Source organism: Roseiterribacter gracilis (genome assembly GCA_018332375.1).
GTDB lineage: Bacteria > Pseudomonadota > Alphaproteobacteria > BOG-932 > Roseiterribacteraceae > Roseiterribacter > Roseiterribacter gracilis.
In genome coordinates, this window is the sequence record BOPV01000001.1 from 786,825 (window position 1) to 800,458 (window position 13,634).

Consider the following 13,634-nt stretch of genomic DNA (forward strand, 5'->3'; position numbering starts at 1 on the left):
TGCGTTGCGCCATTAAGGGTAGTCTTTGCTCAAAGGAGCGCCAGTTTCGAAGATGCCTAAAGATTCAGCAGCTACAGCCGTCGAGCTGCGCCGGGACCGGCGCGGTGCGGCGCTTGATGCCGCTGCGATCCTGCAGGCGCTGCCGCAGGCGGTGCTTGCGGTGGATTCGAGCCTTACCATCCGCTTTGTCAGCGCGAAAGCGGAGGAGTTCTTCGACATCAGCGCCGTGTCGCTGTTGGGCCGTCCGCTCGAACGTCTGCTGCCCGGCGAAAGCGCCATTGCGGCGTTGGCGCGCCAAGCCTTTGCCAGCGGTGCCTCGATCGCCGAAAGCGGGTTGTCGCTCGAATTGCCGCGGCTGGGTGAACGCGAAGTGACGGTGCAGGTCGCGGCGATCGGTCTGCCGGCCGATTATGTCGCCATCGCGCTGCGCGAACGTTCGATCGCCGACAAGCTCGACCGCCAATGGACGCACCGAAGTGCAGCGCGTTCAGTGACCGCGATGGCGTCGACCTTGGCGCATGAAATCCGCAATCCGCTGCTGTCGATCCGCGGGGCAGCGCAGCTGCTGGAACAGGCGATCACGTCCAGCGGCGACCGCGAATTGACGCGCTTGATCTGCGATGAAGTCGACCGGCTGAAAGCGCTGGTCGATCGGATGGAATTGTTTTCCGACGAGCCGTCGCTGCCGCGCGAAGCGATCAACGTGCACGAAGTGCTGGGCCATGTGCGCAAAGTCGCCGCCGCGGGCTTCGCGCGCAACGTGCGGATCGTCGAACGCTATGATCCGTCGCTGCCGCCGGTCGACGCCAATCGCGATCAGCTGATCCGTCTGTTTCTGAACCTGATCAAGAACGCTGCCGAAGCTGCGCCGCAAGTCGGCGGCGAGATCGTGCTCTCGACTTCGTATCAGCAAGGGTTGCGCCTGACATTGCCGGGTACGGGTAATCGCGTGCATCTGCCGCTGCTCGTCACCGTCACCGACAATGGTGCCGGCATTCCCGATGAAATCCGTCCGCATCTGTTCGATGCGTTCGTGACGACCAAGACCAACGGCACCGGCTTGGGCCTGGCGCTGGTGGCAAAAATCGCAGCCGACAATGGCGGCATCGTCGAGTTCGACAGCCGTCCCGGCCGCACTGTGTTCCGCGTCTCTTTGCCGGTGGCCGAACAATGAGTCCTGCAACCATCCTCGTCGCTGATGATGATCGCGGCATCCGTACCGTTCTGACGCAAGCGTTGGCGCGGCACGGCTATGACGTACGTACGACAGGCAACGCCGCGACCTTATGGCGATGGGTTTCTGAGGGGCAGGGCAACCTGGTGATCACCGACGTGGTGATGCCGGATGAAAACGGGCTGGACCTGTTGCCGCGCATCCGCAAGACGCGCCCGGATCTGCGCGTGGTCGTGATGAGCGCGCAGAATACGTTGATGACGGCGGTGCGCGCCAACGAACGCGGCGCCTTCGAATATCTGCCGAAACCGTTCGACTTGAAGGACCTGCTGGCGATCGTGGAACGCGCGCTGGCCGTGCCGGCAGCCAGCAACATCGCCAACGACGTCGAGCCCAGCGAAGAGCAATTGCCGCTGATCGGCCGTTCGCCGGCGATGCAGGAAATCTACCGTGTCATGGCGCGGCTGATGCCGACCGATTTGACCGTGATGATCGCGGGCGAAAGCGGCACCGGCAAAGAATTGGTGGCGCGCGCGCTGCATGAATATGGCAAGCGCCGTAACGGCCCGTTCGTGGCCGTCAACATGGCGGCGATCCCGCGCGAGTTGATCGAGTCCGAATTGTTCGGCCACGAGAAGGGCGCTTTCACCGGCGCGGTTCAGCGCGTGATCGGCCGGTTCGAACAGGCCGAAGGCGGCACGCTGTTTCTCGACGAAATCGGCGACATGCCGCCGGAAGCGCAGACGCGTCTGCTGCGCGTGCTGCAGCAAGGCGAGTTTCTGTCGATCGGCGGACGCACGCCGATCAAAGCTGATGTGCGCATCGTCGCGGCGACTCACCGCGATCTGCGCGGGCTGATCCGACAGGGATTGTTCCGCGAGGATCTGTTCTATCGTCTGAACGTCGTGCCGATCCGTTTGCCGCCGCTGCGCGAGCGCACCGAGGATATTCCAGCGCTGGTCCGTCATTTTGTCGCTGCTGCAGAGCGCGACGGATTGCAGGGCAAGACGATCGAGCCAGCCGCGCTCGACCGGCTGAAAACGCATGCATGGCCGGGCAACGTGCGCGAGCTGGAAAATCTGGTTCGCCGGCTGTGCGCGCTGTACGCGCAGGAATCGATCGGGGTCGACGTCGTCGAGTCCGAATTGACCGACCTGGCACCGGCCCCGGCGCCGTCGGTCGAATCACGCCCCAATGGCGAAGGCCTGTCGGGCGCGGTGGAGCGGCATCTGCGGGAGTATTTCCAGGCCCATGCGGGCGGTTTGCCTGCGGCTGGCATCTATGACCGCGTCCTGACCGAGGTCGAACGGCCCCTGATTACGCTGACTTTGGCCGCGACGCGGGGCAATCAGATCAAGGCAGCCGAATTGCTGGGTCTGAACCGCAACACATTGCGCAAGAAGATCCGCGAATTGGACATCCAGGTGGTGCGGGGCCTAAAGTATCCGTGACGCGCTAGCGCTCCGATGCGGGGCATTCGGTCGAGCGGGTCGAATGCCAAGAATGATCAGGTCCTCGAACAACGCTCCAACCGATTCCGTCCGCAGGCGTCTCGTCGCCTGGGGCACACGCGTGGGCTTTGGCAACAAGCTTGCAGTCGTGTTCGTCGTGCTGGCGATTCTGGCCGGCGGCGCGACCTATGCCGCGCTGACTGCGATCACGCCGTTCGGCCATCCGCGCACCGTCTTCGTTCTGCTGATCGCCGATCTTGTCGTGCTGCTTGCATTGGGCGCGCTGTTGGCGCCGCGTTTGCTGCAGCTCTATTCCGGCCGCCGACGCGGTGCGGCGGGCACGCGCCTGCAAGGCCGCTTCGTGTTCGTCTTCGGCATGCTGGCGGTGACGCCGGCGATTTTGATGGCGGTCTTCTCGGCCGTGTTCTTTCACTTCGGCGTGCAGACCTGGTTCGGTGACCGGGTTCGAACCGCGGTTGGTGAGTCACTGACCGTCGCGCAGGCCTATCTCGAAGAACACAAGAAGACGATCCAGAACGACGCGCGCACGGTCGCGTTGCAGCTTGACCAGGCGCCGATCCAAAACCTGGTGGAATTGGAGCTCTGGTTGCAGCGTTTCGTTGCGCGCCAGAATTTGCAAGAAGCGATGATATTCTCATCGAGCGCAGACGGTCGCGGTCTTGTGCTCGCGCGGGCTGGTTTAAGCCTTGCGCTCGAAGCCGAGATGCCGCGACAAGACCAGATTGATCAGGCGCGGCAAACCGGTCAGCCGATTTATCTCGTCGGCGAAAAGGAAGACCGCGTTCGCGCGCTGATCTTCCTCAACCGCTACGTCTATTCGCCCGACAACGCCTATCTCTATGTCGGTCGCACGATCGCGGAGAAAGTGCTCGGCCATATGGAAAAGGCCGAGAGCGCGGTGAAAGACTATACCGAGCTCGAAGGCCGGCGTTCGGGCCTGCAGATCACGATGTCGCTGATCTTCCTGGTCGTGGCGCTGTTGCTGCTGGTCGTCGCGATTTGGTTCGGCGTGCGTTTTGCCAAACAGCTGGCGCAGCCATTGGCGGAATTGATCGATGCGGCCGAGCAGGTGCGCGCGGGCGATCTGTCAGCGCGTGTCGTCGAAGCGCACCGGTCCGACGACGAGATTGCGGCGCTGGGTCGTGCCTTCAACCGCATGACCAGCCAGCTCGAAAGCCAGCGACGCGAACTGATCGAAGCCAACCGGCAGGTCGATGCGCGCCGCCGCTTTACCGAGACCGTGTTGTCCGGTGTGTCAGCGGGTGTGCTTGGTCTCGACCAGGAACAACGCATCACGATCGCCAATCAGGCGGCGATGGATTTTCTCCAACTGGCACCGGGCGAAATGGTCGGGCGGCCGCTGGTGGAAATCGTGCCGGAATTCGAACCGCTGCTGGCACAGACAGGATTGCGCGGCGACCGCGCGCTGGAAGATCACTTGCAACTGAAACGTCCGGGCCAGCCGACACGCACGTTGCTCGTGCGCATCGCGGCTGAACCGCACGCCGATCAGCCTGCGCGCGGCCATGTCGTGACGTTCGACGACATCACCGATCTGGTCGGTGCGCAGCGCCAGGCCGCATGGGCCGACGTTGCGCGACGCATTGCGCATGAGATCAAGAATCCGCTGACGCCGATCCAGCTGTCGGCGGAGCGGCTCAAGCGGAAATATCTGAGCGAGATCACGTCGGATCCCGAGACGTTCAAAACCTGCACCGACACGATTGTGCGGCAGGTGACGGATATCGGACGCATGGTCGACGAGTTCTCGTCGTTTGCGCGCATGCCGGCGCCGGTGATGCGGCGCGAAAGCCTGACCGACTTGGCGCGCCAGGCCGTGTTCCTGCAGCGCCAAGCGCACGCCCGCGTGAAGTACGAAATTGAAGCGCCCGATTTGCCGGTCTTCGCGCTGTGCGACGGGCGTCAAATCGGCCAGGCGCTGACCAACCTGCTGCAGAACGCGGCCGACGCGATCGACGGCCGCGCCGATGGCGGCGACAAAAGCGGCCATGTTTGGCTGCGCATCGTTCCAGGCGACCGCCAGGTCCGGATCGAGGTCGCAGACGACGGCAAGGGCTTGCCGCCTGATCGCGAGCGGCTGACCGAGCCCTATGTGACGACGCGCACCAAAGGTACCGGCCTTGGTCTCGCCATCGTTAAGAAGATCATGGAAGACCACGGCGGTGAGCTTGCGCTTACCGACCGTCCCGGTGGCGGCGCGATCGTTTCCTTGACCTTCTCGGTCGGCGCTGTCGAATCACAATCTGGCTCGGATGAGTCGTCACGCGACGATTCGGCGAACCCCAAAAAACGTACGGCGACGCATGGCGCGTGACATTCTCATCGTCGACGACGAAGCCGATATTCGGCTGTTGATCGGCGGCATCCTGCAGGACGAGGGGTTCACCACTCGGCAAGCTGCGACGAGCGAAGCGGCGCTGACGGCGCTGCGCGCACGGCAGCCGGCCTTGGTGATTCTCGATGTGTGGCTCGAAGGCAGCCGCATGGACGGGCTGGAACTGCTCGATCAGATCCAGAAACATCACCCGACGCTTCCAGTGGTGATGATCTCGGGGCACGGCACGATCGAGACCGCCGTCGCTGCGATCCGCAAGGGTGCCTACGACTTCATCGAAAAGCCGTTCAAGGCCGATCGTCTGCTGCTGATTGTCGATCGCGCACTGGAATCCGCGCGGCTGAAACGCGAAAACGAAGAGCTGCGTCTGCGCGCGGGTGCCACCGCCGATCTACTCGGAACGTCGCCGGCCATTCACCAAGTGCGGCATGTGGTTGAGAAGGTGGCGCCGACCGGCAGCCGCGTCTTGATCACTGGCGCGCCGGGCAGCGGCAAAGAAGTCGTCGCACGACTGCTACACGCGCGCTCGAAGCGTTCGACTGGCACGTTCGTGGTGCTCAACTGCGCCACCATCCGCCCCGAACGGCTTGAGATCGAAGTATTCGGCACCGAATACGCGGTCGACGGCGCGGGCCGCAAAATCGGCGTCCTCGAACAGGCGCATGGCGGCACGTTGCTGCTCGACGAAGTCGCCGACATGACGCTCGAGACGCAGGGCAAGATGGTTCGCGCGCTGCAGGAGCAGACGTTCGAACGTGTCGGCGGCTCGACCAAAGTCGAAGTCGATGTGCGCGTGATCGCGACGTCGAACCGCGACCTGACCGCCGAAATGGCTGCGGGCCGGTTCCGCACCGATCTGTTTTACCGTCTGAACGTCGTGCCGATCCGCGTGCCATCGCTGACCGAACGGCGCGAAGACATTCCGTTGCTGGCGCGCCATTTCATGGAACGCGCGTCGGAAATCGGCGGCGTACCGGCGCGTGATTTCGGCGAAGACGCGATCGCGGCGCTGCAGGCCTATGACTGGCCGGGCAATGTGCGCCAGCTGCGCAATGTGGTGGATTGGCTGCTGATCATGGGGGCGGGCGAACCGCGCGAACCGATCCGCGCCGACATGCTGCCGCCGGAAATCGGTTCCATCGCGCCGGCTGTGGTCCGTTGGGACAAAGGCGCCGAAATCATGAGCCTGCCGCTGCGCGATGCGCGCGAAGTGTTCGAGCGCGAATATCTTCTGGCGCAGGTGAACCGGTTCGGCGGCAACATTTCGCGCACCGCCGCCTTTGTCGGAATGGAGCGTTCGGCCTTGCACCGCAAGCTGAAATCGCTCGGTGTGCCGGCTGCGGATCGCGGGCAAGGACCCGCAGCGCTGCCGCCTGAACGCGCCACCGGAACCTGATCCATGCCGCGTTTCGCGTATGTCGACGGGCAGTATGTCCCGCACGCGAAGGCGTGCGTACATATCGAAGATCGCGGCTTTCAGTTTGCCGACGCCATCTATGAAGTGATCGCGATCCGCAACGGCGCCTTGATGGACGAGCGTGGCCATCTCGACCGGTTGGTCCGTTCGCTGAACGAGCTGAAAATTCCGCTACCGATGTCGCTGACCGCGCTGCCGATCGTCATGCGCGAGCTGATCCGGCGCAACCGCGTGCGCAACGCTGCCTTGTACATGCAGATCACGCGCGGCGAAGCAGCCCGCGATTTTCGCTTCGATCCCGACCTTGCACCGACCTTGGTGATGACGGTGCGACGTGCCGACTTCAGCCACACAAAACAGCTGAACCAGGGTCTCAAGATCCTGTCGGTGCCCGACCTGCGCTGGGCGCGGCCCGACATCAAAACCGTGATGCTGCTGCCGTCGTCGCTGGCCAAGATGCATGCGCTCGAGCAGGGCGCCGACGATGCGTGGCTGGTCGACGCCAACGGCTATGTCACCGAAGGTTCGTCGAACAATGCCTGGATCGTCACCGCCGACGGCGAGCTGGTGACGAGACCTGCCGACGGACGAATTTTGAAGGGCGTGACGCGCAGCGCGCTGCAGCACATCGCGACCTTGTTTCAGCTTCGCATCGTCGAACGCCCGTTCACGATCGCCGAAGCACAAGCTGCGTGCGAAGCTTTCAGCACCAGCGCCAGCGCGTTCGTCGCACCAGTGGTTTCGATCGACGGCAAGATGATCGGCGACGGCAAGCCGGGCCGTGTCGCGTTGGGAATGCGCGAGCGCTATTTGCGGTATAGCGAAGGCGCGCACGGCGCTCCGATCGGCTGGACCTCTACATGAAAATTTTTGGCTCGAAGGGGCGCGCACCCGCGACCGCCTTCATTCTGATCACGGTGTTGCTGGACGTGATCGGCATCGGCCTGATCATCCCCGTCCTGCCCAAGCTGGTGGAGGAATTTGTTGGCGGCGGCCCGTCCGAGGCAAGCGCCGAGCTGGGCTGGTTGTTCGCGGCCTACGCGCTGATGTTGTTCTTGTGTGCGCCAGCGCTGGGTTCGTTGTCGGATCGGTTTGGACGCCGCCCGGTCATCCTCGTCGCGCTGTTGGGCATGGCGTTCGACTATGTGCTGACCGCGATGGCGCCGACGCTGTGGCTGTTGTTCCTCGGCCGCATCGTTGCTGGCGCATGCGGATCGAATTTCACCACCGCGACGGCCTATATCGCCGACGTCACGCCGCCGGAGAAACGCGCGCAGGCCTTTGGTCTGATCGGCGCTGCGTTCGGCGTTGGATTCATTCTTGGGCCGGCGCTGGGCGGTTTGCTCGGTCAGTTTGGACCGCGCGTTCCGTTCTGGGTTGCGGCCGGCATGACCGCGCTGAACTTCGTCTACGGCGCGTTCGTGCTGCCCGAAAGCCTGCCGGCGAAAGAACGGCGGGCGTTTTCCGCCGTTGCAGCCAATCCATTTCGCTCGTTGCTGCGGCTGAGCCGGTTTCCCGCTGTGCTGGGATTGGCGGCGTCGTTCTTCTTCCTGCAGCTCGGCGCGCAGATGCTGCAAAGCAATTGGGTGTTGTTCACCGAGTTTCGCTTCGCCTGGACGGAACGCGATGTCGGACTGTCGCTGGCGATGGTCGGGTTGGTCTTTGGTCTGGCGCAGGGCCTGCTGACGCGCATTCTGATTCCAAAGCTTGGCGAACCGCGGTCGATTTTTCTCGGCATCTTGCTGTGCGTGATCGGTCTGATTTGGTTCGCCGTCGCGACGCAAGGCTGGATGATGTATGCGGCGATGTTGCCGTACGCGATGATCGGGATCGCGGGACCGTCGATGCAGGCGATCATGTCGCGTCAAGTGCAATCGAACGAGCAGGGCGAGTTGCAAGGCACCTTGACCAGCCTGATGAGCGTCACCGCCGTCTTCGGCCCGTTGATCGCCGCCTATGTCTTCGCTTGGTTCACGCGTGCCAACGCGACCTTCCAGATGCCCGGTGCAGCCTTCCTCACCGGTGCGTTTTTCATGTTCGTTGCGTTGGTTTTCGCAGCGTTGGGGCTGCGATCCGCACCCGCCGCAACCGCTACTGTGGAACCGGCTGGCGCCTGACGTCGTTGCGCCGACTATGGGTCGGCGACCGGCTACGCTCTTCGTCTTTGTGACTGTGCTCATCGATCTGATGGGCATCGGCCTCGTAATGCCGGTGACGCCCCGCCTGGTTGAGAGTTTCGTCGGTGGCGGACCGTCGAATGCCAGCGTGACGTTCGGCTTGTTGGTGACGTCCTACGCGCTGGCGTCGCTGTTGGGCGCGCCGTTGCTGGGTGCCATTTCGGATGCGATCGGACGGCGTCCGGTGTTGCTGCTGGCGGTGGCAGGGCTGGGGATCAACTACGTCGCTGCTGCTTTGGCGCCCAACCTGCTGGTGCTGTTTGCTGCCCGCATCTTCGCCGGGCTTTGCGGCGCCAGCTACACGACCGCCGCTGCCTATATCGCCGACGTGACGCCGCCCGAACGTCGCGCCGCCGCGTTCGGTTTGATCGGCGCTGCTGCGGGCAGCGGATTCATTCTGGGCCCTGCGATCGGCGGGTTGCTGGGCGATCTTGGGCCGCGCGTTCCGTTCGTCGTCGCCGCGATCCTGGCCGCGGCGAATTTCCTCTACGGCCTGTTTGTGCTGCCTGAGAGCCTGCCGCGCACGCTCCGCCGGACCTTCACCTGGCGTGCGGCCAATCCGTTCCGCGCCTTGCTGCGGCTGGCGCGGTTCAAAGCGCTGCCGGGCCTGGCGCTGCTGTATTTCTTTGTCGAAATCGGCGGCGTCTATCCGCAAGCGATCTGGGTGTTGTTCACCGATTACCGCTTTGGCTGGAGCAGCTATCAGGTCGGTGTTTCGCTGGCGCTGGTCGGTCTGTTCTTCGGCGCGGCGCAAGCGGGTTTGACCCGTATCATTGTGCCGCGGTTGGGCGAACGGTCGGCTGTGCTGCTGGGGCTTGGCGGGTACATTCTCGGCTGTGTGCTGTTCGCGTTTGCGACCGAAAGCTGGCAGCTTTACGTGATCGTGCCGATCTACGCGCTCGGCGGTCTTGCGGCACCTTCGGTGCAGGCGGTGATCTCGGCGCGCGTACCGGCGGACGAGCAGGGCGAGCTGCAAGGCGCGCTCGCAAGCACGATCGGTATCGCAGCGGTGCTGGCGCCGATTTGTGCGACATGTGTGTTCGGTCTTTGCACCGGCCCGACCGCACCGGTCGATGCGCCCGGTGCACCGTTCTTGGTGGAGGCGCTGTTGTTGGTGGGTGGTCTTTTGCTTGCGCTGCAGACGATGCCGCGACGCGCGGCGGTGCGGCGTGTACCGATCACCGCGTCAGCCACACCGGCGTGAGCGAGGCGTTACCGGCGCCGCGCGCCATTCTGTTCGATTGGGACAATACGCTGGTCGATAATTGGCGCTGCGTGCAGGCGGCGCTGAACACGGCGCGCTCGTCGTTCGATCTGCCGCCGTTGGATCTCGCCGAAACGCTCGCCAATGCGCGCCTGTCGGCCCGGGACTCGTTCCCGCGCATGTTCGGTACCCAGTGGGAACAAGCGCGCGCGATTTTCTATGAGGCGTTCGAGCGTCTGCACCTCGAAGGGCTCGTGGCTCTGGCGGGGGCCGAGCGTCTGCTCGACTGGACTCGGAATAATGGCGTGCCCGCTGCCGTCGTCAGCAACAAGCGCGGCGCGTTCCTTCGGCGTGAGGTGACCCATCTCGGTTGGGACGACAGGTTCGGCGTTCTGGTCGGGGCCGGGGACGCGCCGCGTGACAAACCCGATGCGGCGCCGGCGGTGATGGCGTTGGCCGCGCTGGGGGTCGAGGCCAGCCCCGGGGTCTGGTTCGTGGGCGATACCGACGTCGATCTGCGGACCGGGCTGGCTGCGGGATGCACGCCGGTACTGGTTGAGACGAGCGACCTAGATCCGGCGTTGATGCTGGATTGCCCGCCAGCTGCCCGCGTTCGCAATCTCGATGGGCTGCTTGGCTTGGTAGAGGCGGCTTCGCGTCCTATATCCGGGACGTCGTCGAAACGGGGTTAGGTGGCCGCAGGGCCAGCTCGCCCCCAAAAACATGCAACAAGAGAGATAGCGATGACCGAGAAAAATCAGAACGTCCAAGACGTCTTCCTCAACAACATTCGCAAGAACAAGGCACCGGTCACGATTTTCCTGATCAATGGTGTGAAGCTTCAAGGCATCGTCACCTGGTTCGACAATTTCTCAGTCCTGCTGCGGCGGGACGCGCATTCGCAGCTCGTCTACAAACACGCCATCTCGACCATCATGCCGACCCAGCCGATCCAGCTGTTCGAGAAGGAAAAGGACGAGGACGTGGGTTGAGCCTTCGCCACGAAGGCCAGGCCGGTCCCCCGGAGGACCGGCGCACCGGCGGGCGTGCGCTGGTGTTGCACCCGATTGTGGGGCGCGTCGGCGTTGATGCCCGCGACCCCGAGGCCAAGCTGGAAGAGGCGGTCGGTCTGGCCGCCGCCATCGAACTCGACGTCGTTCATGCCGAGGTGGTGCGCGTAACGCGCCCGTCGCCCGCAACCTTGCTCGGGTCGGGCTCGGTCCAGCGCGTTGCCGAGGCGATCGAGAACGAGCTCAAGCCGATCGAGCTGGTGGTCGTCGATCATCCGCTGTCGCCCGTGCAGCAGCGCAATCTAGAGCGCGACTGGAAGACCAAGGTGATCGACCGCACCGGTCTGATCCTCGAGATCTTCGGTGCCCGTGCCCGCACGCGCGAAGGCACGCTGCAGGTCGAACTGGCGGCGCTGAGTTATCAGCGTTCGCGCTTGGTCCGCAGTTGGACCCACTTGGAACGGCAGCGCGGTGGTTTCGGCTTTCTCGGCGGTCCTGGTGAAAGCCAGATCGAAATGGATCGTCGCTTGATCGGCGACCGCATCATCAAGCTCAAACGCGAGCTGGACCAGGTGCGGCGCACGCGCGATTTGCATCGCGCCGCGCGCAAGCGCGTGCCGTATCCGGTGGTTGCGTTGGTCGGCTACACCAACGCGGGCAAGTCGACGCTGTTCAATCGCCTGTCCGGTGCGACCGTGCGCGCCGAAGATCTGTTGTTCGCGACCTTGGACCCGACCATGCGCGGCATCGCATTGCCGTCGGGACGGCGCGTGATCCTGTCCGACACGGTCGGGTTCATCTCGGATCTGCCGACGACCTTGGTGGCTGCGTTTCGCGCCACGCTGGAAGAAGTCGAACAGGCCGACGTGATCCTGCATGTGCGCGACCTGGCGCATCCCGACAGCGAAGCGCAGCGCGAAGACGTCTTGTCGGTCCTGTCCGAGCTGGGCATCGACGCGGAAAGCGATCCGCGCCTGATCGAAGTCGGCAACAAGATCGATCTGATGAGCGACGAAGACCGTCGCCACGCACGTACGCGCAGCGCGCGGCACGCCGAGCCGATTCCCGTGTCGGCATTGACCGGCGAAGGAATCGATCGGCTGCTGCAGCGGATCGAAGAGCGGATCGAAGCCGAACGGCGCGTGATCGATTTCGAGATCGATCTATCGGACGGCGGCGCCTTGGCGTTCTTGCACCGCGAAGGCGACGTGCTGGCGCGCGAAGATGACGGCGAGCACGGACGCGCGCGCGTTACGGTCGGGCTTGAACCGACCGCGCTCGAGCGGTTCGAGCGCCAATATCCGTATCGGCCAGTTTGAGCTGTTCGGCGACGCTGACACGCAGCAACTCGGCAAGGCGCGTGGCGGCCGCCGACGGCACGCCTGGCGCATGGCGTAAACACAGATCGACCGACGGCAAGGCAGGCAGCCCATCGCTGAGCAGGCGCAGGTTTGGCGGCAAGCCCATCTGCGTGCGCACGGTGATGCCGAGGCCCGCTTCGACGGTTGCGTAGAGGCCCGTGACGCTGTCGCTCGACGCGACAACGCGCCAGGGCTTGCCCGCCGCGTCGAGCGCCGCAGTAGCGGCCTGGCGGAAGATGCAGGGCGGGTCGAGCAGCACCAGCGACAGCGGATCGTCGATTTGTGCCGTCGGTCCTCCGATCCAGATCATCGGCAAGGTCGCGAGCACGTCGCTACCAGCACGCTTTTCATTCGGGTCGGCGCGCGCGAAGACGAGCGCGACGTCGAGCTCACCACGTTCCATCAGATCGAGAACGGCGCGGTTGCCGGCGACGCGCACTTGCACACGCACGCCGGGATGGGCGCGGGCATAGCGCGCCAAGGTCGCCGGCAACGCGCCTTGCGCCAGGTCATGCGGCAAGCCGAAGCGCAGCTCGCCTTCGACGGCGTGACTGCGCACCGCCGTCAGCATCTCGTCATTGAGCTCCAGCATGCGGCGGGCATAGGAGACGATCACGTCGCCGGTCTCGGTCAGCGCGACGCCACGCCCGTCTTTGCGGAACAGGCGCTGGCCAAGTTGGGCCTCCAACCCACGCAGCTGCAGGCTGACCGCCGATGGCGACCGGTCGAGCAGGGACGCGGCGCGGCCGAAGCCACCCAGATCGACCGCTGCAACCAAGGTCCGCAGCACGCTGAGATCGACGGTAGGCCCCGTCCTATCCATTAGAAATCCTCGTCGATTAGTTTCGATCCATTGGATCTATAAATCTATCCTGGCGCGCCATTCTCCGTTCGACAAGCCCGAACGGAGGTTTTTATGTTCTCAGATACGACTTCAACTGGCGCAACTTCTGGCCACGGTATCAGTGGGTTCATCCAGAATTTGGATCCAGTACGTGACTTCGTTTTCGTGTGGTCGGCCGGCGTCTTTGTCGGCGGCGCGATCGCACTTGCCCTTTGGTTTCTGTGAGGTCGCCATGCCACTCGTACGCCTGACCACCGGCCCCAGCCGCGACGCGGCTTCCCGCCGGGCCATCGCCGATGCCGCGCACGCGGTCTTGATCCGCACCCTCGTCGCGCCTGCGGACGATCGCTTCCAGCTGCTCGAGACGCGCGACACGACCGGCTTCATCGCCGACCCGGCCTATCTCGGCATGGACCGGCGCGATCCGGTGCTGATCGAAGTGACGTGCAAACGCGGCCGCAGCGACGACCAGAAGCGCGCCTTCTATGCCGGCCTTGCAGCCGCGCTGGAGCCCGTCGGCGTGCGCGGGGACGATCTGATCGTCGTGCTGACCGAGAATGACGGCGTCGACTGGTCGTTCGGCCGCGGCGTTGCGCAGTACGCGCCGGGGACCTGACCT

The 13,634-nt window shown here is 64.2% G+C and carries 12 protein-coding genes; 11 read left to right on the forward strand and 1 reads right to left on the reverse strand.

Annotation, left to right across the window (positions count from 1 at the left end; all coding sequences use genetic code 11):
* Positions 1-52: 52 nt before the first annotated feature.
* The 10 genes from TMPK1_RS03880 (at position 53) to hflX (ending at position 12,129) form a co-directional block, all read left to right on the forward strand.
* Positions 53-1,174: a two-component system sensor histidine kinase NtrB gene (locus tag TMPK1_RS03880; RefSeq protein ID WP_420241558.1), complete on the forward strand. Its 1,122-nt coding sequence runs from the start codon at positions 53-55 to the stop codon at positions 1,172-1,174.
* Positions 1,171-2,625, forward strand: a complete 1,455-nt coding sequence (ntrC, locus tag TMPK1_RS03885; RefSeq protein ID WP_420241559.1) for a nitrogen regulation protein NR(I) — start codon at positions 1,171-1,173, stop codon at positions 2,623-2,625. The genes TMPK1_RS03880 and ntrC overlap by 4 nt, the downstream gene beginning before the upstream one ends.
* 121 nt (positions 2,626-2,746) lie before the next feature.
* The gene (locus TMPK1_RS03890; RefSeq protein WP_420241561.1) at positions 2,747-4,981 is read left to right on the forward strand and encodes a sensor histidine kinase NtrY-like; all 2,235 of its coding nucleotides are present in this window, start codon (positions 2,747-2,749) and stop codon (positions 4,979-4,981) included.
* Positions 4,971-6,398, forward strand: coding sequence for a nitrogen assimilation response regulator NtrX (ntrX, locus tag TMPK1_RS03895; protein ID WP_420241562.1), 1,428 nt, complete (start codon positions 4,971-4,973; stop codon positions 6,396-6,398). The genes TMPK1_RS03890 and ntrX overlap by 11 nt, the downstream gene beginning before the upstream one ends.
* A gap of 3 nt (positions 6,399-6,401) precedes the next feature.
* Positions 6,402-7,283 carry a D-amino-acid transaminase gene (locus TMPK1_RS03900; protein WP_420241563.1) on the forward strand — a complete coding sequence of 294 codons (882 nt, stop codon included), beginning with the start codon at positions 6,402-6,404 and terminating at the stop codon, positions 7,281-7,283.
* Positions 7,280-8,536, forward strand: a complete 1,257-nt coding sequence (locus TMPK1_RS03905; RefSeq protein ID WP_420241564.1) for a TCR/Tet family MFS transporter — start codon at positions 7,280-7,282, stop codon at positions 8,534-8,536. The genes TMPK1_RS03900 and TMPK1_RS03905 overlap by 4 nt, the downstream gene beginning before the upstream one ends.
* Before the next feature lie 49 nt (positions 8,537-8,585).
* The gene (locus TMPK1_RS03910) at positions 8,586-9,800 is read left to right on the forward strand and encodes a TCR/Tet family MFS transporter (RefSeq protein WP_420241565.1); all 1,215 of its coding nucleotides are present in this window, start codon (positions 8,586-8,588) and stop codon (positions 9,798-9,800) included.
* The gene (locus TMPK1_RS03915) at positions 9,797-10,492 is read left to right on the forward strand and encodes an HAD family hydrolase (RefSeq protein WP_420241566.1); all 696 of its coding nucleotides are present in this window, start codon (positions 9,797-9,799) and stop codon (positions 10,490-10,492) included. Before TMPK1_RS03910 ends, TMPK1_RS03915 begins: the two co-directional genes overlap by 4 nt.
* Before the next feature lie 51 nt (positions 10,493-10,543).
* Positions 10,544-10,792 (forward strand): RNA chaperone Hfq, encoded by a 249-nt coding sequence (gene hfq, locus TMPK1_RS03920; RefSeq protein ID WP_420241567.1) that lies wholly within the window; start codon positions 10,544-10,546, stop codon positions 10,790-10,792.
* Positions 10,789-12,129 (forward strand): GTPase HflX, encoded by a 1,341-nt coding sequence (gene hflX, locus TMPK1_RS03925; RefSeq protein WP_420241568.1) that lies wholly within the window; start codon positions 10,789-10,791, stop codon positions 12,127-12,129. The genes hfq and hflX overlap by 4 nt, the downstream gene beginning before the upstream one ends.
* On the opposite strand, the gene TMPK1_RS03930 is transcribed toward hflX, so the two are convergent.
* On the reverse strand, positions 12,062-12,994 hold the full coding sequence (locus TMPK1_RS03930) for a LysR substrate-binding domain-containing protein (RefSeq protein WP_420241569.1): 933 nt from the start codon (positions 12,992-12,994) through the stop codon (positions 12,062-12,064). The genes hflX and TMPK1_RS03930 overlap by 68 nt on opposite strands.
* Positions 12,995-13,247: 253 nt before the next feature.
* Between TMPK1_RS03930 and TMPK1_RS03935 the strand changes: the two genes are divergently transcribed.
* Complete coding sequence (locus TMPK1_RS03935; RefSeq protein ID WP_420241571.1) at positions 13,248-13,631, forward strand: tautomerase family protein; 384 nt, start codon at positions 13,248-13,250, stop codon at positions 13,629-13,631.
* Positions 13,632-13,634: the final 3 nt, after the last annotated feature.

Excerpts from the sequence above, each read along its gene's own strand:
- TMPK1_RS03880 (WP_420241558.1), top strand. The coding sequence starts at position 53 with ATGCCTAAAGATTCAGCAGCTACAGCCGTCGAGCTGCGCCGGGACCGG.
- ntrC (WP_420241559.1), top strand. The coding sequence starts at position 1,171 with ATGAGTCCTGCAACCATCCTCGTCGCTGATGATGATCGCGGCATCCGT.
- ntrX (WP_420241562.1), top strand. The coding sequence starts at position 4,971 with ATGGCGCGTGACATTCTCATCGTCGACGACGAAGCCGATATTCGGCTG.
- TMPK1_RS03900 (WP_420241563.1), top strand. The coding sequence starts at position 6,402 with ATGCCGCGTTTCGCGTATGTCGACGGGCAGTATGTCCCGCACGCGAAG.
- TMPK1_RS03905 (WP_420241564.1), top strand. The coding sequence starts at position 7,280 with ATGAAAATTTTTGGCTCGAAGGGGCGCGCACCCGCGACCGCCTTCATT.
- hfq (WP_420241567.1), top strand. The coding sequence starts at position 10,544 with ATGACCGAGAAAAATCAGAACGTCCAAGACGTCTTCCTCAACAACATT.
- TMPK1_RS03930 (WP_420241569.1), bottom strand. The coding sequence starts at position 12,994 with ATGGATAGGACGGGGCCTACCGTCGATCTCAGCGTGCTGCGGACCTTG.
- TMPK1_RS03935 (WP_420241571.1), top strand. The coding sequence starts at position 13,248 with ATGCCACTCGTACGCCTGACCACCGGCCCCAGCCGCGACGCGGCTTCC.